This is a genomic window from Rhodococcus sp. OAS809 (assembly GCF_040546695.1).
In the GTDB taxonomy this organism is placed as follows: domain Bacteria; phylum Actinomycetota; class Actinomycetes; order Mycobacteriales; family Mycobacteriaceae; genus Rhodococcus_F; species Rhodococcus_F qingshengii.
This window is the reverse complement of the sequence record NZ_JBEPOI010000002.1, coordinates 6,092,488-6,117,862: the sequence shown is the minus strand read 5'-3', so window position 1 is coordinate 6,117,862 and position 25,375 is coordinate 6,092,488. Positions and strand designations below refer to the sequence as shown.

The 25,375-nt window shown below is 63.5% G+C and carries 23 protein-coding genes; 10 read left to right on the top strand and 13 right to left on the bottom strand.

Annotation, left to right across the window (positions count from 1 at the left end):
* Positions 1 to 47 precede the first annotated feature (47 nt).
* From ABIE52_RS31780 to ABIE52_RS31770, 3 genes are all read left to right on the top strand, one after another.
* A complete protein-coding gene (locus tag ABIE52_RS31780) occupies positions 48 to 674 on the top strand; it encodes a phosphoribosyltransferase (RefSeq protein WP_007736162.1) in 627 nt (208 codons plus the stop codon).
* Between the two features lie 126 nt (positions 675 to 800).
* Positions 801 to 1,499 (top strand): DUF8548 family protein, encoded by a 699-nt coding sequence (locus ABIE52_RS31775; RefSeq protein ID WP_003945151.1) that lies wholly within the window; start codon positions 801 to 803, stop codon positions 1,497 to 1,499.
* A 139-nt stretch (positions 1,500 to 1,638) separates the two neighbouring features.
* Positions 1,639 to 3,426, top strand: a complete 1,788-nt coding sequence (locus ABIE52_RS31770; RefSeq protein ID WP_042450345.1) for an AMP-dependent synthetase/ligase — start codon at positions 1,639 to 1,641, stop codon at positions 3,424 to 3,426.
* A gap of 56 nt (positions 3,427 to 3,482) precedes the next feature.
* Here the strand turns inward: ABIE52_RS31770 and ABIE52_RS31765 are convergent, their stop codons facing one another.
* The 3 genes from ABIE52_RS31765 to ABIE52_RS31755 all read right to left on the bottom strand — a co-directional run bounded on the left by ABIE52_RS31765 (position 3,483) and on the right by ABIE52_RS31755 (position 6,625).
* A complete protein-coding gene (locus tag ABIE52_RS31765; RefSeq protein WP_082920646.1) occupies positions 3,483 to 4,478 on the bottom strand; it encodes an NAD-dependent epimerase/dehydratase family protein in 996 nt (331 codons plus the stop codon).
* Between the two features lie 78 nt (positions 4,479 to 4,556).
* A complete protein-coding gene (locus ABIE52_RS31760) occupies positions 4,557 to 5,927 on the bottom strand; it encodes an FAD-binding oxidoreductase (protein WP_064444039.1) in 1,371 nt (456 codons plus the stop codon).
* Entirely contained in the window at positions 5,924 to 6,625 is a 702-nt protein-coding gene (locus ABIE52_RS31755; protein WP_064444038.1) for a FadR/GntR family transcriptional regulator, read from the bottom strand. Before ABIE52_RS31755 ends, ABIE52_RS31760 begins: the two co-directional genes overlap by 4 nt.
* Before the next feature lie 92 nt (positions 6,626 to 6,717).
* Between ABIE52_RS31755 and ABIE52_RS31750 the strand changes: the two genes are divergently transcribed.
* Complete coding sequence (locus tag ABIE52_RS31750; RefSeq protein ID WP_176450541.1) at positions 6,718 to 7,335, top strand: cysteine hydrolase family protein; 618 nt, start codon at positions 6,718 to 6,720, stop codon at positions 7,333 to 7,335.
* A gap of 5 nt (positions 7,336 to 7,340) precedes the next feature.
* Here the strand turns inward: ABIE52_RS31750 and ABIE52_RS31745 are convergent, their stop codons facing one another.
* Entirely contained in the window at positions 7,341 to 7,982 is a 642-nt protein-coding gene (locus ABIE52_RS31745) for an alpha/beta hydrolase (protein ID WP_082920627.1), read from the bottom strand.
* Between the two features lie 83 nt (positions 7,983 to 8,065).
* Here ABIE52_RS31745 and ABIE52_RS31740 point away from each other — a divergent pair, with 83 nt between their 5' ends.
* Complete coding sequence (locus tag ABIE52_RS31740) at positions 8,066 to 11,509, top strand: TM0106 family RecB-like putative nuclease (RefSeq protein WP_192712345.1); 3,444 nt, start codon at positions 8,066 to 8,068, stop codon at positions 11,507 to 11,509.
* 29 nt (positions 11,510 to 11,538) lie between these two features.
* Here ABIE52_RS31740 and ABIE52_RS31735 read toward each other — a convergent pair whose 3' ends face one another.
* Both ABIE52_RS31735 and ABIE52_RS31730 read right to left on the bottom strand, forming a co-directional pair.
* Positions 11,539 to 12,714 carry an amino acid deaminase/aldolase gene (locus ABIE52_RS31735; protein ID WP_007736155.1) on the bottom strand — a complete coding sequence of 392 codons (1,176 nt, stop codon included), beginning with the start codon at positions 12,712 to 12,714 and terminating at the stop codon, positions 11,539 to 11,541.
* Between the two features lie 70 nt (positions 12,715 to 12,784).
* The gene (locus ABIE52_RS31730) at positions 12,785 to 13,432 is read right to left on the bottom strand and encodes a TetR/AcrR family transcriptional regulator (protein ID WP_020908434.1); all 648 of its coding nucleotides are present in this window, start codon (positions 13,430 to 13,432) and stop codon (positions 12,785 to 12,787) included.
* 78 nt (positions 13,433 to 13,510) lie between these two features.
* On the opposite strand from ABIE52_RS31730, the gene ABIE52_RS31725 reads away from it, so the two are divergent.
* Positions 13,511 to 14,824: a D-arabinono-1,4-lactone oxidase gene (locus ABIE52_RS31725; protein WP_042450351.1), complete on the top strand. Its 1,314-nt coding sequence runs from the start codon at positions 13,511 to 13,513 to the stop codon at positions 14,822 to 14,824.
* 3 nt (positions 14,825 to 14,827) lie between these two features.
* Here ABIE52_RS31725 and ABIE52_RS31720 read toward each other — a convergent pair whose 3' ends face one another.
* From ABIE52_RS31720 to ABIE52_RS31705, 4 genes are all read right to left on the bottom strand, one after another.
* The gene (locus ABIE52_RS31720; protein ID WP_019749316.1) at positions 14,828 to 15,793 is read right to left on the bottom strand and encodes an adenosine deaminase; all 966 of its coding nucleotides are present in this window, start codon (positions 15,791 to 15,793) and stop codon (positions 14,828 to 14,830) included.
* 7 nt (positions 15,794 to 15,800) lie between these two features.
* Entirely contained in the window at positions 15,801 to 16,562 is a 762-nt protein-coding gene (locus ABIE52_RS31715; protein WP_042450356.1) for a crotonase/enoyl-CoA hydratase family protein, read from the bottom strand.
* A 35-nt stretch (positions 16,563 to 16,597) separates the two neighbouring features.
* Positions 16,598 to 17,791, bottom strand: a complete 1,194-nt coding sequence (locus ABIE52_RS31710) for a class I adenylate-forming enzyme family protein (RefSeq protein ID WP_007736152.1) — start codon at positions 17,789 to 17,791, stop codon at positions 16,598 to 16,600.
* Between the two features lie 93 nt (positions 17,792 to 17,884).
* Positions 17,885 to 18,685: an enoyl-CoA hydratase/isomerase family protein gene (locus ABIE52_RS31705; RefSeq protein ID WP_007736151.1), complete on the bottom strand. Its 801-nt coding sequence runs from the start codon at positions 18,683 to 18,685 to the stop codon at positions 17,885 to 17,887.
* Here ABIE52_RS31705 and ABIE52_RS31700 point away from each other — a divergent pair.
* Entirely contained in the window at positions 18,684 to 20,084 is a 1,401-nt protein-coding gene (locus tag ABIE52_RS31700; RefSeq protein WP_064444035.1) for an FAD-binding oxidoreductase, read from the top strand. The genes ABIE52_RS31705 and ABIE52_RS31700 overlap by 2 nt on opposite strands.
* On the opposite strand, the gene ABIE52_RS31695 is transcribed toward ABIE52_RS31700, so the two are convergent.
* Together ABIE52_RS31695 and ABIE52_RS31690 are read right to left on the bottom strand one after the other, a co-directional pair.
* Positions 20,044 to 21,528: a DHA2 family efflux MFS transporter permease subunit gene (locus ABIE52_RS31695; RefSeq protein WP_003945132.1), complete on the bottom strand. Its 1,485-nt coding sequence runs from the start codon at positions 21,526 to 21,528 to the stop codon at positions 20,044 to 20,046. The genes ABIE52_RS31700 and ABIE52_RS31695 overlap by 41 nt on opposite strands.
* 2 nt (positions 21,529 to 21,530) lie before the next feature.
* Positions 21,531 to 22,154: a PadR family transcriptional regulator gene (locus ABIE52_RS31690; RefSeq protein WP_063316848.1), complete on the bottom strand. Its 624-nt coding sequence runs from the start codon at positions 22,152 to 22,154 to the stop codon at positions 21,531 to 21,533.
* Between the two features lie 125 nt (positions 22,155 to 22,279).
* Between ABIE52_RS31690 and ABIE52_RS31685 the strand changes: the two genes are divergently transcribed.
* Positions 22,280 to 22,969, top strand: a complete 690-nt coding sequence (locus ABIE52_RS31685) for a GNAT family N-acetyltransferase (protein ID WP_007736143.1) — start codon at positions 22,280 to 22,282, stop codon at positions 22,967 to 22,969.
* Between the two features lie 23 nt (positions 22,970 to 22,992).
* The gene (locus ABIE52_RS31680; RefSeq protein WP_064444034.1) at positions 22,993 to 24,027 is read left to right on the top strand and encodes a glutathione S-transferase family protein; all 1,035 of its coding nucleotides are present in this window, start codon (positions 22,993 to 22,995) and stop codon (positions 24,025 to 24,027) included.
* Between the two features lie 11 nt (positions 24,028 to 24,038).
* On the opposite strand, the gene ABIE52_RS31675 is transcribed toward ABIE52_RS31680, so the two are convergent.
* Positions 24,039 to 24,449, bottom strand: coding sequence for a VOC family protein (locus ABIE52_RS31675; protein WP_003945129.1), 411 nt, complete (start codon positions 24,447 to 24,449; stop codon positions 24,039 to 24,041).
* A gap of 154 nt (positions 24,450 to 24,603) precedes the next feature.
* Between ABIE52_RS31675 and ABIE52_RS31670 the strand changes: the two genes are divergently transcribed.
* Positions 24,604 to 25,353, top strand: coding sequence for a hypothetical protein (locus ABIE52_RS31670; protein ID WP_064444250.1), 750 nt, complete (start codon positions 24,604 to 24,606; stop codon positions 25,351 to 25,353).
* The last annotated feature ends 22 nt before the right edge of the window (positions 25,354 to 25,375 follow it).

Here is a 25,375-nt window from a genome sequence, read left to right as displayed (position 1 = left end):
GAGTAGCGTCGAACTGGTCGGGGTTCGAGCTTCTCGAGGACAACGCAGTGACCCAGTATCGGGATCGATCTTCCGCCGGCAAATTTCTGGCCGGGCGGCTCGAGACCTTGCGTATCGACAAGCCCGTCGTTCTCGGACTCCCGCGCGGCGGAGTTCCGGTCGCAGCCGAGGTGGCTGCGGCACTAAACGCTCCGCTCGACATCGTGGTGGTGCGCAAGCTCGGCAGTCCGTACAACCCGGAACTGGCGATGGGCGCCATCGGTGAGGGCGGCGTGCGGGTCCTCAACCACGACGTCATCGCAGCGGTTCGCGTCTCGAAAAGAGAACTCGTCGCCGTCGAACGCGACGAGCGAACCGAATTGGAACGGCGGGCGCATCTCCTGCGCGAGGGGCGGACCCCGGTTTCCCTCCACGGACGCACTGCGGTGATCGTCGACGACGGAATGGCTACGGGCGCGAGTGCCGCCGTTGCCTGCCGATGCGCGCGCACCGCGGGTGCTGCCGCCGTGATCGTCGCTGTCCCAGTAGCGTCCCCCGAAGCCATGAGAGTGATCGCGTGCTCCGCCGATCGGGTCGTCTGCCCCTTCGTTCCTGCCCTGTTAGGCGGCGTCGGTGCTGCATTCGAGGACTTTCATCAACTCAGCGACGACGAAGTGCTGTCCTTCCTCGCCTGAGTGCACACCTCTCCAGCCTGAGCACAGTCCAAGAGATCTCTGAGAATTTGTGATGTGTGCAACATTTCGCTCCTCGGTGCCGATAGCCCAAATGGAACAAAAAGAATTCGGCTTTCTGGAGGAACCGTGACCATCTCGACCGATACCGTCGACGCCGTCGCAGCTGCGTGCCGTGACCGCCTGGGCGACCCTTCCGCCTGGGTTGCGTCAGACGCTTATCGACAGAGCCTCGCCCTGTGCATCATCGAATCCGTTCAGTCCACGTCGGGTCACAGCGAAGTGACCGTCGTCGATCGCTACCTGGCGTACCGGAAAGCCCGCGAGGACAAACCCGTCACGGATGGCGCACGTGAACTACTCCGCACCTTCGAGGAAGCCGGCAGTTCGGACCAGTGGGCAGGCAAGATCGGCTCGTACAAGCGTCGCTACACGGCGACGGGTGTCCCGATCGAGGCACGGCACATCCAACAGGTCGCCGAGAAACTCCATCACTTGCGGATCAACAGCGTCGAGGACCTGCTGTCGGCCGCCGATTCCGACAACGCTCTCGAAGCCGTTCACCATGCCTGGGTGGACGCGTGCGGAGACGGTTCCGAAGTGACCTGGGCCCACCTGTTGATGTTGGCCGGAATTCCGCACACCGATCTGGGGACCGCTGCCGACACCTTCATCAGCGCGACACTCGGCACCACCGAGTTGCCGGGAGACACCTCGGAGATCCTTGCAGCTACTGCAGAGCAACTCGGAGTGGATCCGGACCGATTGGACTACGCAATTCGGCGGTGGCTGTCCGTGCACGGTCGCACGCTCCAACACGTCGCCTGAGTACCTGTAAACAGGCGGTCACACTAAACTGCAGGTCAGCGCCCGACCAGTTCTACCGAATAGTAACGACAGTGCAAAATGACGACTAATGTGATGCAATGCACATCAGAAATGTCAGTAGTCACTGGAGGGGTCAATAGTGCGCGAGTTCTCAGTTCCACAGTCGTTCTCAATTCCGGAGAACGTATCCATGGCCGACTCCGTGTTCCGTCACGCCGAAGAAGACCCCACATTCGTGCCGTTCAAGAGGCCGTCGAACGGCGGATGGGTCGACGTCACTGCAGCTGAATTCGCGAAGCAGGTCTCCGCAGTTGCCAAGGGCCTGATCGCGTCAGGTGTCGAGCTCGGCGACCGCGTCGCTATCCTGTCAGCGACTCGCTACGAGTGGGTCGTTCTCGACTACGCCATCTGGACTGCAGGCGGATGCACCGTCGCGATCTACGAGACCTCCTCCCCTGATCAGGCGCAGTGGATCCTCGAGGATTCAGCGACGACACTTCTGGTCGTCGAAACGGCCAAGCACGCGGAGACTCACAAGGAAGTCACCGACGGCGCAGAAGCCCTCCGCGAGGTTCTTGTCATCGAGTCGGGTGCGATCGACGAGCTGTCCAGTCGCGGTTCGGCAATCACCGACGAAGAACTGCACACTCGTCGTCACCAGGTCACCGCTGCCTCGCCCGCGACCCTGATCTACACCTCCGGAACCACCGGACGCCCCAAGGGTGTCCAGCTGACGCACTCCAACTTCTACGCCGAGTCCAACGCCTGCCGCCTGGCGATGCCGGAGTCCATGGTCCCCGGCAAGAAGACTCTGATGTTCCTGCCGCTTGCCCACGTATTCGCGCGGGCGATCTCCTTCGGCGCTTTCGACGCCAAGGTCACCGTCGCCCACACGTCGGACCTGACGACGCTGCTCGAGCAGTTCGCCGGCTTCAAGCCCAACTTCATCCTCTCGGTGCCCCGCGTGTTCGAGAAGGTGTACAACTCGGCTCGCCAGAAGGCAGTCGACGGCGGTAAGGGCAGCATCTTCGACAAGGCTGCTGCCACCGCCATCGAATACAGCGAATCCCTCGAAAAGGGTGGCCCCGGACTGGCACTCAAGCTCAAGCACGCGGTATTCGACAAGCTCGTCTACTCGAAGTTGCGCGCAGCTCTGGGTGGCGAGTGCGAGCGTGCAGTCTCCGGTGGCGCAGCCCTCGGCGCGCGCCTCGGCCACTACTTCCGCGGCGTCGGCATCCCGATCTACGAGGGCTACGGACTCACGGAGACCAGCGCCGCAATCACCGTCAACACCTCGAGCGCGCAGCGCGTCGGCACCGTCGGCAAGCCGATCAACGGCCATGCAGCACGGATCGCCGAGGACGGCGAACTCCTCCTGCAGGGCCCGGTCGTGTTCGCCGGCTACTGGCACAACGAGAAGGCCACTGCCGAATCCATCGTCGACGGCTGGTTCCACACCGGCGACCTCGGCTCGATCGACAACGAGGGCTACGTCTCCATCACCGGACGCAAGAAGGAAATCATCGTCACCGCGGGCGGCAAGAACGTCGCACCGGCAGGCCTCGAAGATTCCCTGCGCGCGCACGCTCTGATCAGCCAGTGCCTCGTCGTCGGCGACGGTCAGCCGTTCATCGGTGCACTGATCACCCTCGATCCGGAGACTCTGCCCGGTTGGGTCGAGCGCAACGGCCTGCCCGCCGGCACCCCGATTGCCGATCTGGTGAAGAACGCCGACCTGATCGCCGAGATCGACTCGGCCGTTGCCGACGCGAACAAGAAGGTCTCCAACCCCGAGCAGATCAAGAAGTACACGATCCTCGAGGTCGACTTCACCCAGGAGACCGGTGAATTGACGCCGACGCTCAAGCTCAAGCGCAACATCATTCACGAAGCTCACAAGACCAAGATCAGCGACCTGTACGCCTGATCGATCGTCTTTCACGAGTCTGGCCCGGTTCGAATGCGAACCGGGCCAGACTCGTTTCACTGTCCGGCGGAGAGTAGTTCCTTTTCGATCTCGGATGGAAGGCCGTGCACCGCACGATCCTCCCGCTGAGTCGGCAGAGTTTCCCGCTGCATCCACTCCCAGGTATCGCGCACGGTGTCTTCGACGGGCCGGCACCGCAGCCCTGCTTGCCCCGCCTTGGCGGTGTCGGCTTCGAGGAAGCCCGCGAACTCACCCTCCTGCGGCACCCAACACGGAAGTTGTGTCCACGGCTGCGCTCCAGCGGCCGCCAGCCTGTCCTCGTCGATCCACACGAGTTCAGCGTCCGAACCGGTGGCAACCACGCACGCCTGGAGGAGTCCGGAGGTAGTGGTGTGGCCGGACGGGCTGATGACGTCGTATGCCCCGCTGATCCCGGCGGCCAGTCCGGCCAGGACAAAGGTTGCGATGTCGCGGGCATCGACGTACTGCAACGGTCTGGTCGGCACTCCGGGAGCAACGACACGTCCGCCCGCCGCGATACGCTGCAACCACCACGGCAACCGCCCGATGTCCTCGCGCGGGCCGAGTATCAACCCTGCCCTCGCGAGCAACGCGTCCGGGAAGGATTCCAGGACAGCGAGTTCGGCCCCACGTTTGGCGGACGCGTAATCGCTGTTGTCATCGGAGGTCGCAGATGCGGCAACCACCGGCGAGGTCTCGTCTACGTGCAAGCCCCATTGGTAGACGGATCCACTGGAGATGTATGCGTACCGGTCGACGTGACCGCGCAAAACGCGTGCATTCTCACCGACCACTCGGGGGCTACCCGACCAGGTGTCGACGACAAGATCCCATCGACGATCACCGAGCGCATCAACCATCGCACGCTGATCGGTGCGATCCGCGAACAGGACCTCCGCTGTAGGTGGTGGCGCTCCGGTGAGCCCACGATGGAGCACTGTCACTTCCCAGCCCCGAGCCAAAGCGTCATCGACGAGAGCGCGGCCGAGGAACCGTGTTCCTCCGAGCATCAACAGCTTCATGAGGGCCATCGTCACTTGAAAAGCGTCGTGCGGCAACACGTTCGTCTGGTAGCGCAACTTCCGGCGACTGAGGCACGGACTAACCGCTCAGATACCTCGTCCGGGATTGAGAACGTTCTTCGGATCGAATGCAGCCTTCACTGCAAGCATCATTTCGCGTTCGGTCTGGCCGACCATGTCCGCCATGTACGGCGCTTTGAGAACCCCGATACCGTGTTCACCGCTGATCGTTCCGCCCAACGCCAGTGCGCCGGCAACGATGTCGTCGAAAGCTCCGCGCGCACGATCCTGCGCACCCGATTCGGCAGCGTCGAACACGATGGTCGGGTGGAGATTGCCGTCGGCGGCGTGACCGAAGGTTCCGATCGTGACGCCGTGGCGATCGGCCGCTTCACGAATGCATTCCAACATGGACGGCAACGCCGGCACCGGCACCGCGACGTCGTCGAGAAGTACCGTGCCCAACGCCTCGAGAGCCGGCAAGGCCATGCGGCGCGCGGCGGTGAACTCTTCACCTTCCACCGGATCGTCGGTGTGGAAAACCTCTCGGGCCCCGGCGCTTTCGCACGCCGCGGCGCAGTCCGCTGCCTCGGCGGCCGCCGACCTACCGTCGCACTGGATGAGCAGCATCGCCCCGGCCGATTCGTCCAGCCCCATCTTGGTCAGCCGATTGACGGCGCCGATGGTGACGTCGTCCATCAACTCCATCTGACACGGTTCGGCCACCGCCGACACGGCGAGGACGGCATCGATCGCGGACTCCGCGGAATCGAAGAAGGCGACCACAGTGGTCGCGGCAGTGGGCGCCGTACGCAACCGCATCGTGGCTTCGACGATGACCGCGAGAGTGCCCTCCGACCCGACGAGCAGATGTGTCAGGTCCAGCCCCGCAACGTTTTTGCGCGTCCGTGCACCGGTACGGATCACACGCCCGTCGGCGAGTACCGCCGTCAGGGCCGCAACGTGATCACCGGTGACGCCGTACTTGGCGCAACAGATGCCGCCTGCATTTGTCGCCAGGTTGCCGCCGATACTCGAGATGGACCGGCTTCCCGGATCCGGTACGTACCAAAGTCCCTGCTGTGCAGCAGCTTCCGCCAGGTCACCGTTGATCACTCCAGGCTCCACCGTGGCGGTGCGCGCGGCAGGATCGATCTCGAGAATGCGATCCATGCCCGCGACGCTCAAGACGATGCATCCGTCGAGTGCGTTGGCGGCGCCGGCCAACCCGGTACCTGCCCCTCGTGTCACCACGGGAACGGAGAGTTCGTGCGCCACCGTCATGACCGCAACGACGTCGTCGACCGTCTTCGCCTTGACCAGCGCGGCGGGCGTTCCGGCTGTGGTGAGCAGTGATTGATCCCGGACGTACGCGCCCATTCGGTCGGGATCGGTTGTCGCCCTGTCCCCCACCGCTTTCTGCAAGCGTTCACCCAACAGATCGATACTCGTGGTCATTGTGTTCGTCCTTCGTAGAATCCGCGCACATGGCGCTCGACCAAAACGGCGGCCTCGTCAGCTGCGCCGCGCTCGATCGCGCCGGCGATACCCTCGTGCTCGGCCAACAGTGCGCCGAGCGTGGCCGCCGAGTTCTCGCGCGAGTCGAGTTCGCTCAGCAGGTAGCCGGCGATGCTGTCGCGGAGAACCGTCATGACCAACCCGAACGCCTTGTTCCCGCCGGCTCCGGCCAGCGCAACGTGAAAGTCGACATCGGCGTCGTGGAATGCGACCGAGTCGTCGGCAAGGGTTGCGACGCGCATCCGCTCGATCGCATCCCGGGCGCCGTTTGGCACCGCGACGACAGTGCGCAGCGCAGCAGCTTCGAGCAGCACTCGCAATTCGACAAGATCGCCCAATGGAACTGCACCCACCTGCAACGCCGTGCTGAGAGCTGTGGCCGCGGAATCGGCCGTATGCTCGTGCGTCACCCGAGGCCTGGCAGTAGAAGTGGTGTCCGCGCCGGTCAACAATCCCTGCGCTTGCAGGACCCGAAGGGCCTCACGGACCGTCGATCGACCCACCGAGAACGTCTGTGCAAGTTCCTGTTCGGTGGGCAATGCCTCACCGACCGGGAGTGAACCGTCGAGAATGGCAGCGCGGATTCGTCCCGACACGGCAAGGCTGAGCGGCATGCGCGACAACGGAGTCGTATCCATGCCGCGACGCTACCACCCCTTGCCTGCTTGTCTGACAAACTGTTTAATTGAGGAGATTCGTGACCCGGACCACAACAGAGAAGGTGCCGACCATGACCGACAAGCTCGAATTGGATCCCGCGACCACCGCCGTCGTGCTCATCGAGTACCAGAACGACTTCACCACCGAGGGCGGTGTTCTTCACGAGGCCGTCGCACCAGTCATGGAATCGAACGGACTCCTCGCGAACACCACTGCGCTGGTCGATGCGGCCCGTGCGGCGGGTGTCACCGTGATGCACGCACCGATCACCTTCGCCGAGGGATACAACGAAATCACCTCGCATCCGTACGGAATCCTCAAGGGCGTCGTCGACGGAAAGGCCTTCGTGAAGGGTTCGTGGGGCGCCGCTATCGTCGACGACCTCACTCCGAAAGACGGCGACATCGTCATCGAGGGCAAGCGTGGACTCGACACTTTTGCCAGCACCAACCTCGATTTCATTCTGCGTAGCAAAGGAATTCGCACGATACTTCTCGGCGGTTTCCTGACCAACTGCTGCGTCGAATCGACCATGCGCACCGGATACGAGAACGGCTACCGGGTCATCACACTCACCGATTGTGTAGCCGGAACTTCGGTCGCCGAACACGAGAACGCGATCACCTACGACTACCCGATGTTCTCGCATCCCGTCACGTCGAAAGAGGTGCTCGGCGCGCTCTCCTGAGAGGACTACCTGGAATGCGCGAGAAGGAATTCACGGCTGACGTTGGTGACACTGGCGTGAACCTTCTCGTGCAGCAGGTCGTGACCGGCGTCCTCGAACTCGCGCATCTCGACGTTGCGCAGCGTCCGCGCCCAGTCCCGGACGGGATCGACCGGGGCGATCCGGTCGTCGGTACCGTGAACGACCAGGACTGGGATGCCCGCGTCGGAGAGTTCCGCCCACCCGTGTTGCTCGACCGCACTGCGCGGAATGCCGCACAGCACTGCGGAGGCAAAATCGTGATCGCGATGAGCCAGCATCGTCAGCGCCGTCACCGCACCCAAGGAATGGCCCATCACCGCCTGCGGGACTTCGGGCAGTTCCGCCAAAGCGATGTCAGCGAGCGCGGCTGCATCGGCAGCAAGATCGGAGAGCGGAGCCCCGACTCCCAGATCACCCTCCGACAAACCGTGCCCGGTGTGATCGATCGCCCACACGTCTATCCCCGACGCCGTCATTGCGCCCGCGAAGCGGTGATACTGGCCGCTGTGCTGACCGAGACCGTGCAGAAAGACCAGTGACACCGTGGGCACCGCACCCCCTACCGCCGGCCAATGCCGAAAGTGCACCTGACCGGTTCGTCCGTCGAAGAAAGGCATGATCGTCATTCTGCACGCCGCTACCGGTATCCGCGGCTCGTGGGCGATTACTGGTGGGTTGCCTTGTCGGTGAGCGATGGCACAATCGCCCTGTGTTCCTACTCGATGATCAGATCGTCTACAGCGCCAGCGACCTCTCGGCTGCGGCCTCGTGCGAGTTCGCACTGCTGCGGCAACTCGACGCCCGTACCGGTCTGATCGCGGCCCAGGCCGCCGAGGCGGATCCGATGCTCGAGCGGACGTCGAGCCTCGGCGACTCGCACGAGCGCGAACAGCTTCAGAAGTTCATCGATCAACACGGAGACGGCGTCGTCGTCATGCCGCGACCGGAACACTCACGCGCAGGCCTGACCGCTGCCACGTTGGCCACCGTCGAGGCAGCACGATCGGGCGCGCCAGTCATTTATCAGGGAACCTTTTTCGACGGCCGATTCCTCGGGTTCTGCGATTTCCTCGTCCGCGAAGGCGACACCTACGCGGTCTACGACAGCAAGCTCTCCCGGCACGCCAAGGTGTCGGCACTTCTACAACTCGCCGCATACGCGGATGCGTTGGAGCGCAATGCAATTGCCGCCTCCGATCAAGTTCATCTACTGCTAGGCGACGGCAGCACGTCGTCGCACGACATCGGAGACATCGCGCCGGTATTCGCGGCACGTAGAGCTGAACTCGAACGAGTCCTCGACGAGCACCGCGCCGAGGGGAAACCGACACAGTGGCTCGACGATCGGTACCTGCGTTGTGGTCGATGCGACACCTGCAGCGTCGAGGTCGAAAGCCATCGAGACCTGCTGCTGGTTGCGGGTGTCCGCGGCAATCAGCGTGAACAGCTGATCGTCTCGGGGATCACGACAATCGACGAACTCGCCGCGAGCACCGGCCCAGTCGAGGGAATCCGCCGGGAAACACTCGACAAGCTCCGCGCACAGGCAGCGGTTCAACTACGCCAGGAACTGTCCGGCGACGCCGAATTCGAGGTCTACGAACCCTCGGCGCTCGGCGGACTCCCCATCCCCGACGACGGCGACATCTTCTTCGACTTCGAGGGCGATCCGCTCTGGGCCGAGGACGGGTCCACCGATTGGGGGTTGGAGTATCTGTTCGGTGTGGTCGAAGGGCCTGCGGACGACTACGTGTTCAAGCCGTTCTGGGCACACGATCGCGAGGGTGAGCGCCAGGCGCTCCTCGACTTCCTCGATTACGTCACCGCGCGTCGAGAAGCTCATCCAGGCATGCACATCTACCACTACGCCGCGTACGAGAAATCGGCGCTGTTGCGCTTGGCCGCACGTCACGGTGTCGGCGAGCAGACCGTGGACACCCTGCTCAGCGAGAACGTGCTCGTCGACCTGTACCCGATCGTCCGCGCGTGCCTGCGGATCGGACAACGCTCGTACAGCATCAAGAAACTCGAGCCGCTCTACATGGGTGAGCACGGCCGCGACGGCGACGTGACCAACGCCGCCGCCTCGGTCGTCGCTTATGCCGACTACTGCGAATTGCGCGACGGCGGACAAGCCGACCAGGCCAGGGAACTTCTTCAGGGCATCTCCGACTACAACGAGTACGACTGCGAATCCACTCTCCGCCTGCGCGATTGGCTCGCCGAGCGCGCCGCAGAACACGGCGTCGAACTTCGAGAGCCGACCGGACAGATCAAGATTCCACTCGAAGAACTCACCGAATCGGAAATCGCACTCCGCGAATTCGCAGGACACAAGGCAGGTTCGACACGCACCCCCGATCAGCAGGCAGCTGCTCTACTGGCCGCAGCAGTCGGTTACCACAATCGCGAGCGGAAGCCGTACTGGTGGGCCCACTTCGACCGATTGGTCACACCGATCGAAGACCTGGTGGACATCCGCGACGTCATGGTGGTCGAACAGTCCGAAATCGAAGCGGACTGGCACAAGAGCACCGCGCGGCAGAAGAAGTTTCGTCGCCACATCCAATTGACCGGAAGTTTCGGCACCGGAACATCTTTGAGTCCGGGCAGTGATCTGTTCGCTCTCTACGCAACCCCCTCCCCCGATGCCGTTGCAAGCGAGAACCCCACCCAACGCGGCACCAGCAGCGTCAAGGTCACCGCCGTCGTCAAGTCCGAAGGACTCGACGTGGTCACCGTCGAAGAACTGCTCAGCGGTGACGAATACATCGATTCCCCGGTCGCGTTGGCACCTGGTCGTCCGATTCCCACCGGACGCATGGAGAAGTCCATCGCCGCTGCCGCGTCCGACGCCAGCGAGAGCCTGCCCGAACTGCCACACATCGCGGCAGTCGACATTCTCCGGCGCAGCACCCCGAGAACCCTCTCGGGTTCACCGCTCCCGCCCGTCGGCACCGACAACAACTACGCCGACGCCATCACCGCCGCACTTCTCGACCTCGACGATTCCTACGTGGCGGTGCAAGGTCCTCCCGGTACCGGCAAAACCTACACGGGCGCTCGTGTCGTCAAGACACTGATCGAACAACACCATTGGCGAATCGGAGTCGTGGCACAATCACATTCGGTGGTCGAGAACATGCTCGGCGGCATTCTGAAGGCCGGCGTGGACCCCGCACTGGTCGCAAAGAAGGGCAGCCGCAGCAAGACCGCAGAATGGCAGGACATCGCATCCGAAGAATATGCGAGATTCATCGCCGAGGCCGAAGGCGTCGGCTGCGTCATCGGCGGCACTGCGTGGGACTTCGCGAACACCGATCGTGTTCCGGCGGGCAGCTTGGACCTGCTCGTGGTCGACGAGGCGGGCCAGTTCGCGCTCGCCAACACCATTGCCGTCGCGATTTCCGCGCGAAACCTGTTGCTGCTGGGCGATCCGCAGCAGTTGCCGCAGGTGAGCCAAGGTACTCACCCCGAACCTGTCGACGAATCGGCGCTCGGTTGGCTCGCCGAGGGACACGGCGCACTGCCACCCGAACTCGGCTACTTCCTCGAGAAGACTTGGCGGATGCACCCGGATCTGTGTGCGCCCGTGTCCGCATTGTCGTACGAGGGCAAGCTGCATTCCCAGGAAACCGTGAGTGCGGCAAGAAAACTCGACGGACTCGCTGCCGGAGTGCACACGGTGTTCGTCGATCACCGCGGCAATTCCACGTACTCCCCGGAAGAGTCCCAGGAAATCGTTCGCCAGATCCAGGGCCTTCTCGGTACGCCATGGTCCGACCCGAGCGAGTTCGAGGGAACCCGGCCCCTGGAGCAGGCGGACATCCTCGTGGTCGCGGCATACAACGCCCAGGTCGGTACCGTTGAGCGCGATCTCACCGAAGCCGGTCTCACGGAGGTCGAGGTCGGGACCGTCGACAAGTTCCAGGGCCGCGAGGCCGCGGTGGCAATCGTGTCGATGGCCGCATCTGCCGTCGAGGACGTCCCGCGAGGGATGTCGTTCCTGCTGTCGCGAAACCGTCTCAATGTTGCTGTCTCACGCGGCAAGTGGTGCGCGATCATCGTTCGATCGCACGCGTTGACGCAGTACATGCCCAGTACGCCTGCGGGATTGGTCGAACTGGGCGCGTTCATGAGGCTGACGAGCTAGCCGAAGCCTGTCTTACCCGAAACACTGCCCTACCCGAAGCACTGCCCTTCGCCGCGATAGGTGGGAACCGAGGTTCGGGTGCCGTCGGCTTCGACCACGTACACGCGGTCGAAGCGCTCGCACAGCTCGCCGGCTTTGGCGTGACGGAACCACACACGGTCGCCGATCGCGATGTTGCCGGCTTCCTTCCCGGTGACCGGCGTCTGGACTTCGCCGGCACCTTCGTTGCGGAGCAGTTTGAGACCGGCGGGCCAGACCGGTGACGGAACGCGGGTGGCTCCCGCAGGTCCCGACGCGATGTATCCGCCACCGAACAGGGTCGTGACCGACGGCGTCGGTTTGCGCACGGCCGACAGCGCGAAGAACAGCGCCGGATCGGGACGGAAGGCACGGTAGCGGTCGAACAGGGTCGGTACGTACAGTCCGGAGCCTGCTGTTACCTCGGTCACCACAGGATCGGCCGAGCTGACCTCCAGCGACCCCGTACCGCCGCTGTTGACGATCTCGAGTGCACCCACGGCATCGGTGACGGCCGCGACCACAGCGCCCCTTCTGGACGCCAATTCGCGGGCAGAGGCTTTCTTGACCCAACCGATCGGAGCACTGGTGTCAGGAAGGCCGGCAATCTGGGCTTCGTAGAACATCACTCCGACGACGGAGAATCCGCGTTGGCGCGCACGCGCCGCGAGTGCGGCGACCGCGCCAGGTTCGCGCAGTGGCGAGCGTCGTACGCCCAGATGGATCGGGCCGATCCGCAGTGACGCGTCGACGTCGAGACACACGCGGACAGGCGCATCCCCCGTCGACGCCGAACGAATGAGGTCCAACTGCGCATCGTCGTCGACCATCAAGGTGATCGATGCGAGAGCGGTGTCGTCGGCAGCGAGATCCGCGATGGCGCCACGATCGGCGGTCGGGTACCCCATCAGGATGTCCCGTGCGCCGAGCCCGACCAGCCACAGAGCCTCGCGCAGTGAGTACGCCATGATTCCGCGGAATCCGCCGGACGCGGTCAGTGTGTCGCCGAGAGTTTCAGCCAGAACCGTCCGACAACGAACCGATTTGCTCGCCACTCGCACCGGGGTTCCACCGGCGCGGCGCACCAGGTCGGCTGCATTACTGCGCAGTGTGGTCAGATCCAGAGCAGCCAGAGGCGGGTCGAGTTCTCGCGTGGCAGCAGTGAGTCGATCAAGGGTCCTGGTCACAGATGATCCAATCGTCGCGGCGTGCGACCAGTCAATCACCAATCCTGGACGTATGTCCAGGATGGCGGTTCTACTGAGGCGCGACCACGGCTTTGTTGGCGATTACCTGAACCATTTCTCCGAACTCGGCAATAGTCGCGTCGGAGTCACGATCGACCAGCCATCGCAGAACAAGGCCGTCGATCATCGCAAGACTCAGTCGCGCAATCGAACTCAACGGCTCCGTCCACACCGTGCCCGATATCTTGGCGCACTCTTCGAGAAACGACACCGCGAGCTCATCCATGATTCGGTACTGCTCAAATGCAACCGCCCCAGCACGTTCGGCTCCGAGATTGCGACTACGCAGTGCCTGCGCAGTAATTTCGTAGGTCAACAACTGGCGATCCGGGGTTGCCTCGATGGTCGGCCACATTCCGGTCAGGCCGATGTGCAGCAATTCCCTGAGCCCCTGCACGCCACTGAGATCCGGCGCATGGCGGACCTGCGCGAACGCATACTGCATCGACGCACTGAGCTGCAGAATGAGCGTTTCACCCATTGCCGCGATCAGCGCTTCCTTGCTCTCGAAGCAGTAATGAACGACGCCGAGCGATACCCCGGCCTCCTCTGCCACCGCCCTTACCGTCACAGAACTGACACCGCGCTGTTCCGCAATAGACAAGGCGGACTCGACCAATTGTGTGCGGCGTTCGTCCGCCGGGAGCCTGTTCAGCATCCAATGATCGTAGAACGCAAATGACAAAATCTTCGCGCAATACTTGCCTGGACGACCGTCCAAGTACATTATTGCGTAATGGCTTCGGACACTTGGCAGAACTGGGCGGGCACTCAAAGCGCCGCGCCGCGTCGCTTTGCGACGCCGACAAATACCCGTGAACTTTCGTCGTTGGTCGCCGAGGCCGCCTCGCGTGGCCAACGTGTGAAGGCCGTCGGCGCCGGCCACTCGTTCACCGGTGTCGCGGTCACTGACGGTGTCCTCGTCAGCCTGGACAACTTGAGCGGAATCGACTCGATCACACCGACCGACGACGGTGCGCTGGTCACTGTTTTTGCAGGCACTCGCCTTCATGCTCTCAACGACGCCTTGTGGCAACGCGGATATGCGATGGCAAATCTCGGTGACATAGACGTCCAGTCACTGGCCGGCGCGACGTCCACCGGCACGCACGGCACCGGCGCACGATTCGGCGGTATCGCCACACAGATTCGCGGAATCGAGATCGTTCTCGCCGACGGATCCGTCGTTACCGCAAGCGCCGACGAAAACGTCGAGCTGTTCGAAGCGGGCCGCCTCGGATTGGGCGCAATCGGCATCATTTCGAAGATCACTCTCGCCTGCGTTCCGCGATTCACACTTCGCGCAATCGAGGAACCCGACACGCTGTCTCACATACTGGACACCCTCGAGGGCGATCGCCTGGGCCTGGATCACTTCGAGTTCTACTGGTTCCCGCACACCGATCGTGTCCTGACGAAGAGCAATACGCGACTCCCGGGAGATACCGAACCCGATCCGGTGGGCAAGGTCCGCGCGTTCGTCGACGACGAACTCCTCTCGAACACACTCTTCGAAGGTGTCAACCGCGTTGCCACCCTGGCACCGGCCGCGATCCCGAGAATCAACAACGTGTCGTCCCGATTGCTCGGCGCCCGCGAGTTCACAGATCGCAGCTACCGGGTATTCGCGTCTTCGCGCCGGGTGAAGTTCAAGGAGATGGAATACGCGATTCCCCGCGAACACGTCACCGAGACACTTCACGAAATCGATCGCTGGATGAAGAAGTCCGGAACCAACGTCGCTTTCCCCGTCGAAGTACGTTTCGCTGCCGCCGACGACCTCTGGCTCTCCACTGCTCACGGACGCGACACCGCATACATCGCGGTACACCAGTACCACCGCCGACCCGAAACGGAGTACTTCGCCGCGGTGGAAGCCATCGCGCGCGCCGTCGACGGCCGGCCGCATTGGGGAAAAATGCACAACCGGACCGTCGACGACCTGCGTCCGACGTACGACCGACTCGACGACTTTGTCGCCGTTCGAGACAAGTACGACGCGAATCGTGTGTTCGACAACGAATACTTGCGTCAGGTGCTGGGCGACTGACGGTCAGCGCCGCAGCAGTTCCGCTTTTCGCGCATCGCTCGCAAACGAGGCTTTGATCGAGTTCCGGGCGAGGGTGTCTCGCTCGGCCTCGGTCAGACCCAGGGCTCGGCCCAGTTCGGTGAAATTGTCGTCGACGTATCCCCCGAAGTAGGCCGGGTCGTCGGAGTTGACCGTGACGATCAAACCCATCTCGAGCATCGATCGAAGCGGATGATCCGACAGCGAATCGAACACCCGCAGACGAACGTTCGACAACGGGCAGACCGTCAGTGGAATCTCCTCGTCGACCAGACGCTCGATCAGGGCAGGATCCTCTAGTGCCCGGACTCCGTGGTCGATCCGCTCGGCGCCGAGAATGTCGAGCGCCTGCCAGATGTACTCGGGCGGTCCCTCTTCACCGGCGTGAGCCACAACGTGCAAACCCTCGGCACGCGCGCGGGCGAACACGTCCTCGAACAGTGACGGCGGGTTGCCGACCTCCGCGGAGTCGAGTCCGAGCCCGACGATTGGAGCCTGCAGGCGAATTATCTCGGAGAAGATCTCCTCGGCGTCTTTGACGGGCTGATCTCGGAGGATGGCGGCGATTGCCGCGCTGCTGAGCCCGAACTCGCGCTCACTCGATGCCACCGCATCCATGATCCCGTCCAGGACCTCGGTCAGCGGAACACCACGGACCACGTGCGCCTGTGGATTGAAGAAGAACTCGGCATGCGCGACGCCGGCGGCAGCCGCGCGGCGGAAGTACGCTCGCGTCAGGTCGGCAAAATCCTCCGCGGTGCGCAGGACGGCCATGTTGGCGAAGTAGAGATCGAGGAACGACTGCAGATCGGTGAACTCGTACCTCGACTTCAGATCGTCGATATCCTTGTACGGCAAGTCCATTCGATTGCGCTCGGCAAGTCGGTAAATCTGTTCGGGTTCCAGAGAACCCTCGATGTGCATGTGCAGCTCTGCGACAGGTGTAGCCATGTCGGTGTTACCGCCCCTTCCAGACCGGGGCGCGCTTCTCGGCGAACGCCGTCGCGCCCTCGCGTGCATCTTCGGACGCGAACACCGGCGCCATGACCTGCAACTGCTTCGCGAAAGCTTCGTCGTCGGACCAACCGCCGGCCTTGACGATGATCTCCTTGGTGACCGCAACCGCGAGCGGTCCGTTGCGGGTGATGCGATCAGCCAGCTCCAGCGCGCCTTCGAGCGCCTTACCCGGCTCGGTCACCGTGTTCACGAAGCCGTAGCGGTAGGCCTCCTCGGCTGTGAAACTGTCACCGGTCAGGGCCAGTTCCAATGCCTTCTGGTACGGAATCCGCTTGGGCAGGCGCAACAATCCGCCTCCACCTGCGACCAGCCCTCGCTTGACCTCCGGGATACCGAACTTCGCTTCGGACGACGCGACCACCAGGTCGGTGGCAAGCACGAGTTCCGTGCCGCCTGCCAACGCGAAGCCCTCGACCGCCGAAATGATCGGCTTACGCGGCGGCCCTTCCGTGAATCCGAGACCGCGTCCCGGCACGAGTACGTTCTCGCCGGCCACGAATGCCTTCAGATCCATACCGGCACAGAAGTTTCCGCCGGCTCCTGTCAGCACCGCCAAGGACAGATCGTCGTCCGCATCGAGCTCTTCGACCGCAGCGGCCAATGCGTGACTGACCGCCGAGTTGATGGCGTTACGCGCCTCGGGCCGGTTGATGGTGATGATCAGTGTCCGCCCGCGCCGCTCGGTGAGAACCTCGTCCGCCATGATGTCCCTCTCGTTTGTCGACCACGCTCGCGTGACTACGCGACGTTGCGTTCGACAATACGGACGAAGCCATCGGGGTCGATCTGCGCGGTGTCGTGAGTGCAGAACCACCCCTGGGTGAACCTCGTCGAGGTCGCTTGCGGCGAGTTCCAATACCGACGCGTGACACTCGGTCCACGGCACAGCAACTCACCGAAACCACCTGGAGCATCCGGGCCGTACAACGCCACTTCCATTCCACCGAAAGCGATTCCGACGCTTCCGAGGTGGGTGGGTGCCGACTCGGTTGGCAGAATGAGACCAGCCCCACAGGTCTCGGTTTTGCCCCACCCGATCACATGCCGAGCAGCCGGGAACAGGGTCAGCAGCTTGGCTTCCTGTTCGACCGTGATCGGCGACCCGCTGCAATCGATCCACTGCACCGACCTCGAACCGGCACGCGCCGCCGGCCCGAGGGTGAGCAACCGAGGCTCGAGCAGGTCCTCGGGCCGCCCGGTCACGATGTCGACGGTATGCACACTCTCACGCCAGAAGTCGCCGGCGAGGACCACCGTTCCACCGACCACCAACGTCGCGAGCACGTGCACGAATTGCCGTACCGACTTGAAGTCATTGTCCACCAACAGATTGCGCACACCTTCGACGCCGTAATCGCGCGAGTGCAGAATGCCGACGATGGCGGAGAGCACGTTCTCGTTGCTCAACTCGACGCCCAGCATTTCGCCCGAAGAATCGGCGGTGTACGCGAGGATCGCCATCTCCTCCGGGGCGGCACCGTCGTCGATGAACGGAACACCGTGTGGGAGTTCCCCGTCGAGCACCAACACCGAGCCACTGTCCGCGATGACGAAGTCCGCCGCGTCGTCGCTCAGATGAACACCCACGGAGACTGGAACACCGCCGGCGAGAATGACGCCGAGGCACGCCTCCATCCACCTCACCCCGGCGGCGACGCGAATGGCCACACGGTCACCGATCTCGACGCCTCGCGACTTCAGCCCGCCTGCGACCCGCGACGCCTCGGCCCACAACTCCGCGAAGGTGACCTGCTCGCCGTCGACCTCCTCCACCGCGATGCGTGAGGAGAATCGATGAACGGCGATATCGAGGAGTTCGGACAGCGACGGGTCGAGTTGGCTGTACCGAAGCACCCCGTCACCCGCACGGGTGACACGGGCGTCGGCGAGGAGCTGAGTCGAACACGGGTATTCCACAAGCGTCGACCGCATCGATACCTCCACGTCACTGACAACCCACCGGCCATTCGACTATATGACGTGGATCACAGTTCGTGGAGGTCTCTGGCGATAATCGTCGCAACCTTACTTTCCGGAGTAGACCGCTTTGCCCGGTCCGACCTCGAGGAAACTGCGGACAGCGCCGCGTAGGTCATCGGTGGCGAACAGCGCACCGGACACCCCGGGAGTCACCGAATCCGCGTGGGCGATCCCGCCGGAACGCCAGGCCGCCACGATCTGCTTGGTGGCGTCGTGGGCTCGCGTGGGCCCGTCCGCCAACCGGGCCGCCAGGGCACGCGCCGCAGCATCGACATCGTCGTGAACTGCATTGACGACGCCCCACGAGTGCAGGGTTGCGGCGTCGTAGAGATCGCCGGTCATGACCAACTCCCGAGCCCGTCCGGAACCGGCGCGCTCGGCCAAACGCTGCGGTCCACCCATGGACGGCGTCAGACCGACCACTGTCTCGACCAGTCCGAACTTCGCCTTCGGCGCCGCGAGGATGATGTCGCAGGCCAAGGAGATCTCGAAGGCAGCAGTCAGCGTCAGCCCGTGCGCCGCGTAGATGACCGGGCACGGCAACGCCTCGAGCGGATGGCAGATCTGGGCGAACAGTTCGCGCCACAATTCCGCTCCCTGCTCCGGGTTCAGTCCGTCGAACACATGGACGTCGACGCCGGCCGAGTTGACCTTGCCCTCGGCGCGCAGAAGCACAGCGCGCGGTGGGTTTTCGGTCAGCGCTGCAACATCGGCGATGACGGCGTCGAACATGGCCTGATCGAACAGATTGAGTGGTCCGTGCGCGAACGTCAGGACAGCCACCTCGGCACCACCATCGGTGGTGAAGCGCTCGAGGCGGGTGGGATGCGATTCGGGAGCAGTCATGCCGCCACACTGCCACATCGAACCGGCCTACGATCGTCGGGTGGAGGGTCTGAGAAATGCACTCGCGGACGTTGTGGGACACCGGTTCGTCGTCGACGACGCCGACGTGTTGGCGACCCGTTCCACCGACCAGACAGGGCGCTACAGCGGGCGCGCCAGCGCTCTGGTCCGACCCGGAAATACCGCCGAAGTCTCGGCAGTGCTGAACGTGTGCCGCTCGCGCGGCGTACCGGTCACCGTTCAGGGCGGGCGAACCGGTCTGGTCGCCGGGACGGTGCCCGAGCACGACGACGTCCTGCTCTCCACCGAACGCCTCCAGGCCATCGGCGAAGTCGATGTTGCCGCCGGTCGGATCACCGTCGGTGCGGGAGTGGCACTCGCGCAGGTACATTCGGCGGCCGCCGCCGCCGGTTTGAAGTTCGGTGTCGACATAGCCTCGCGGGACACTGCGACGATCGGCGGCATGGTGTCCACCAATGCCGGTGGCCTGCACACGGTTCGATACGGGAACATGGCCGAACAGATGCTCGGACTCGAGGTGGTACTCCCCGACGGAACTACTGTGCGCCGGTCACCGAAAGTGCTGTCGGGCAACTCCGGATACAACCTGCCCGCGCTGTGGGTCGGTAGCGAAGGAACTCTAGGGGTGGTCACTTCCGTCGACCTGAAATTACGGAAGATACCGACCTACCGCGTGACGTCGCTGATCGGTTTCGACGCACTCCAAGACGTCGTCGAGGCAGGGCGAGTGTTGCGCACTCTCGACGGCGTCGACGCACTCGAATTGTTGGACGGGCGCGGTCTCGAACTGGCCGCACGCCATTTGAAAGCCGCGGTTCCGACGGGGCGACCGTGGTACCTCCTCGCCGAGGTGTCCGCGGCCCACGATCCGCTGGAAGACCTGGCCGAGCTGCTCGAACGCATCGGCCCACCGCAGACCCCGGCAGTGGCGGTCGACGCCCCCGGCTCGACGCGCTTGTGGGCGGCCCGCGAATGCTTCGCCGAGGTGGTCGGATTGTTCGGTCCCCCACTGAAATTCGACGCGGCGCTACCGCTGGACTCGCTTGCCACCTTCACCGAGGACGCAACGGCGGTGATCGCGAGCCGAGCGCCCGAGGCAATTCCGATCCTGTTCGGACACGTCGCTGAGGGAAACATCCACCTCAACGTCCTGAACTGTCCGAACGCCGACACCGTGTACCGCAGCGTCCTCGAACTGGTTCGCGATCACGGCGGAAACGTCAGTTCCGAGCACGGGGTGGGCTCGCTCAAACGCAACTATCTGGACCTGGCCCTCTCTGCGGAGGACATAGCCACGATGTGGGCGATCAAGCGAGCCCTGGACCCGAGCGACTATCTCAATCGTGCAGTGATGTTTCCCGACGCGCTTCGGCACTGACGGCCATCGCGTCGTCGTGTGCGTCGCCGCGCAGAGGCCGAGCGAAGCACACCGAAGCGACGAAGCCGATGAGCAGCACGCCTGCGGGCAGCCAGATCGACTCCGACATCGCCGTGCTGAACGGTTCACGGACGAACTCGGGTAGGTGACCCACTCCGGCTTCGGAACTGCCGCCGGTCAGACCCTGAGCCGCCAATCGTGCGGTGATCAGTGCTCCGATCGCGGCACTGCCGAGAACCGCACCCACCTGCCGGGTGGTGTTGTAGACGCCGGCGCCGGCGCCGGCCTGCATCGGAGGCAGGTTGTGTGTGGCGGTGGCCGCGAGCGGCGACCAGATGCATGCGTTGGCGAAGCCGATCAGGCCGATCGGCAGGAGCAGTTCCCAGATCGCGACGTCGGGAGACATAACCAATGCCAGCCAGCCCAGGGCGATCGCGAACAGCAGGAAGCCGGTGCCCGCGATGTAGCGCGGATGCGTCTTGTCGACGAGCTTGCCGATGATCGGCGCAAAAATGCCGGTCAGCACGGCCATCGGAACGAGGAGGAGCGCCGACTGCGTCGGGGAGAGTCCGCGAACTGCCTGGGTGTAGAACATCAGCGGAAGGACCATCGACGTGATCGCGAAGCCCATCGCGGTGATGGCGACGTTGGCGAGCGAGAAGTTGCGGTCCTTGAAGAGTTCGAGTGGGAGCAAGGGCTCGTTCTTGTTGCGCGACTGGTAGAACACGAACACCGCGAGCAACACCACACCGGCGCCGATCAGGCTCCAGACGAATCCGTTCCAGTCGTACGAACTGCCTTCCTGGATTCCGAACACGAGCAGGAACATGCCTGCGGCGCTGAGAATCACGCCGGGGATGTCGAACTTGTGCTCGCTGGTCGGCAACGACGGAACAAGCTTCCACGCGAGGAGGAAGGCGATGACACCGACCGGGACGTTGACGATGAAGATCCATTCCCAGCCGAGATTGTCGACCAACACACCACCGGCAAGCGGACCGACCAGCGTCGCAACACCGGCAACCGCGCCCCACAGGCCCATTGCGGCGCCACGCTTGTTCGGCGCGAACGTGCGTGTGATGACGGCCATCGTCTGAGGCGTCATCATTGCGGCGCCCAGACCCTGGAAAGCCCTTGCCACGATGAGCATCTCGACGCTGCCGGACAGACCACACCACAGTGAAGCGCCGGTGAACAGTACGAGGCCGATCATGTACAGGTTCTTCGGTCCGAACCTGTCACCGAGCCGGCCGGTGACGAGCAACGGCACCGCGTACGCCAGCAGGTACGCGCTGGTGACCCAGACGACCTTGTTGATGTCGGTGCCGAGGTCCTCCATGATCGCAGGGTTGGCGACAGCGACGATGGTGCTGTCCACCAGAATCATGAAGAACCCGATACACAGCGCCCACAGCGCGTGCCAGGGATTGACCTGCTTTTCCATCTTCAGTCCTTAGGTAGTGCGGACGAGCCTGCGGAGCCGGCCAGCCGGTCGAGAAGTTCTTGTGAGAGCCAGGGCATTTCGCCGCTCTCGATGTCTGTCACCAACGCGCCGATCCACTCTCTTTCGGCGACGGTCAGTGCGTGGGCGTAGTCCGCGCCCACCGTGAAGATTCGTGGTTTTTCCGCCGCCTTCACCGCTTCGTAGTCGGCCTCGAATTTCGCGATCGTCTTGTCGAGGTGCGCGAGACGAATTCGAAGCATCTGACACGCGGTGGACGCAGAGAGGTTGTGCATTTCGGCGAGCGCGAGCGGCAACCGCGGATACTCCCGCACCGGAACCGCCAACATCTCACGTAGTTGATGCTCGAGGGCCTCACGGCCCCGGGCGGTGATCTCGTACGTCGTCCGTTCGGGCCGGTTGCCCTCACGATCGGTCCCGATCGAAGCCAGAAGTTCCTGCTTCTCCAACCGGGAAACCGTGTGATAGAGCGATCCCGGCTTGATCTTCACCAACTGATCGCCCCGGCGAACCGAGGCAAGTTGATACATCTCGTACGGATGCATCGAACGCTCGGACAGCAGGCCCAGAACGGTGATTCCCAGAGGCGTCAGTGACACGTCACCCATGAGTCCCCCTCCCTGACAGCCGCAATTGACTATTTCTTGACTATTCCACCTGAAATAGTCCACATGGAATATACGACCTCTGTCCATCTCGATCAACCCGTTCGAATCGGACTAGCCTGTAGCGAGTGGACGAACATCACCTCGACATCATCCGACTCGCTTGGGCACGTGAACTGGGCCTCGGCGACTCGGCACTTCGGCCGGCACACACGGCCCGCGTCGTCGGCGACGACATCCACGTTCTCGATCTGGCAGGCTCAGGTGCGATCGTCGGGCCGCAGTGGTTCATCGAGCGCACCGAGGACATCTCCGTCGACGCCCTGCTGCAACCGGCGCGTCTGCTCGAGATCGCCGGCGATCACGGCGGCCGAATCACCGGCCCCGTCGATCTCGCTTTCCTCGGCGACTACACGGACGCGCCACCCGACGAGCAACTACTGATTTCCCACGACATCGACGATGCCCTCGCCGTCGCTGCGCTGTGCCCACCCGACGACAGCACCACAGCCGACCTCGGGAACCGGACGCGGTGGTTCACCGCCCTCACCGATTCCGCCGAGGTGCTCGGATGCGCGGCATACTCCGAATTTCAGGGATTCGTGGCAGATCTCACGACCCTGACTGCTCCAGCGCATCGCCGTCACGGAATCGGCTGCGCAGTAACGCTTCTCGCTGCGGAGGACGCTCTCGATTCCGGATTGATCCCGCAGCTACGCACAAGTCGCGGCAGTGCGATCGGAGCGACGCTTCCACGTAAAGCCAAATTCGACGTTCTGGGGGCATACGCTCGGGTACACGTGCACCTGCCCAGTTGACACTCGAACGAGAGGGACCGCAGATGAGTACGGAAGACTGCGCGAGCGAACCGACATTCGTCGAAGTGGGTCGTGAATTCAAACGCGACACCAACTACATCCCGACCCGGATCACCGAGGACGGCCGCGACGGGTACCCCGTCGAACCCGGGCGATACCGGTTGATCGTGGCACGTGCCTGCCCGTGGGCAAACCGCGCCATCATCGTCCGCCGCCTACTCGGCCTCGAAGACGTACTGTCGATGGGCATCTGCGGTCCGGTTCACGACAAGCGAAGCTGGACTTTCGATCTCGACCCGGGCGGCGTCGATCCCGTACTGAAGATCCCGCGACTGCAGGACGCATACTTCGCCCGAGATCCCCACTACCCCAGGGGAATCACGGTGCCCGCCATGGTGGAGATCGCCACGGGCAAGGTGATCACGAACGACTACCCACAGATCACCCTCGACTTCTCGACGCAATGGAAGAAGTACCACCGCGAAGGCGCACCGGATCTGTACCCGGAGCCTCTGCGAAACGAAATCGACGAAGTGGCCGAGTACGTTTTTCGCGACGTCAACAACGGCGTCTACCGCTGCGGTTTCGCCGGTTCACAGCAGGCGTACGACGAGGCATACGACACGCTGTTCGCTCGCCTCGACTGGCTCACCGAACGTCTTGCCCGGCAACGTTTCCTGGTGGGCGACACCATCACCGAAGCCGATGTGCGCCTGTTCACCACGCTGGCGCGGTTCGATCCCGTCTATCACGGCCACTTCAAGTGCAACAGAAGCAAACTCAGCGAGATGCCGGTGCTGTGGGACTACGCGCGCGATCTGTTCCAAACCCCCGGATTCGGTGACACCATCGACTTCACACAGATCAAAGCGCACTACTACATCGTGCATTCCGAGATCAATCCCTCCGGAATCGTGCCCAAGGGACCGGAATTGACACACTGGCTCGAACCGCACGGGCGCGAACAGTTGGGTGGCCGACCGTTCGGGGACGGCACACCACCTCATCCGCCCATCCCGTCGGAAGTGGTTCCGGCAGAGCACTGGGCCACCAGGTAGGTCGCGGGGGGCTACTCCCCTGCGTACGTGCCGAAACTCCAGTACACACCTTCGGGATCACGGCAGGTGAACCCCCGCGAACCGTAGTCCTCGTCGCGCAATCCCTGCGTGATCGTGGCGCCCGCCGCGACAGCGCGTTCGTGGAGTGCATCGGCGGCGTCCGCGTCGTCCACGACGATGTACACCGAACCGATTCCAGGCGGCAGGCCGGCGATCGCCGAATCGGTGCGCGGCGAACCCAACATGATGCCGCCACCGCCCGGCCAGTCGAGTTGGGCGTGGTCCACCACGTCTCCCTCTCCGTAGACGGCCTTCTCCACGAAACCGAAGGTGCTCACCAGAAAGTGGATTGCCGCACGGGCGTCGAGGTAGCGCAGCGTCGGCCAGATGGTCGTCGAACGAGATTCCGAAGTGGCGGTCATAACACTCGAACTCCTGCCTGGGAAAACTCACGAAGAAAACCGAGTCTCGTACGAGCCTATGGCCCCGGTGATCACCGCCGCCAGCGAAAACTTCACCTATTCTCGAGATACGGTCCACCTCGCTTCAGAGGAGGACAACTGTGGAGGGGCAGCAATGAGCAAGTCGACGAACAACGACAGCGGGCGTATCGAGAAGGTCCTCGTTTCCGTTCTCGACAACGGAAGCCGCCTGCAAGCGCCCGCAGTGGCCAAATACGTCAACCATGTCCGTAAGGCCCACCCCGACGAGTCACCTGCTCAGATCGTCGAGCGGATGGAGAAGATGTTCATTCTCGCCGTGACCGGAAGCGGCAGTGCCGTCGGCGCCACCGCCGCCGTGCCGGGCGTCGGAACGGTCGCGTCCATCGCTGCCGTCGGTGCGGAATCGGCTTTCTTCCTCGAGGCGTCAGCGCTGCTGACGTTGGCAACTGCGTCAGTGCATGGAATCTCCGTACAGGATCACCAGCAACGACGTGCCCTGGTCCTGGCAGTCGCCCTCGGCGAATCCGGTATGGAGATCGTGCAGAAGGCCACCGGAATCACAGCCAAGAATTGGGGAACGGCAATCACGAGCAAGATTCCCGGACCCACGATGAGGGGAATGAACAGCACCCTCGTGCGGAAATTCGTGACCAAGTACGCCGCGAAGCGCAGCGCACTGATCCTCGGCAAGCTCGTTCCGGCCGGAATCGGTGCGGTCATCGGCGGTGCGGGCAACCGTGCAATCGGCAAGGGCGTCGTCAAGAATGCGCGCGAAGCCTTCGGACCGGCACCGGCCAGGTGGACCGACCACCTGATCGTGATGCCTGCCGACGATGCCGCAGTGCTTCCCCAGACGGAGACACGCCGGGCCATCCGCAGATAGCTGTCCGGGCCGTAGGCTCGCA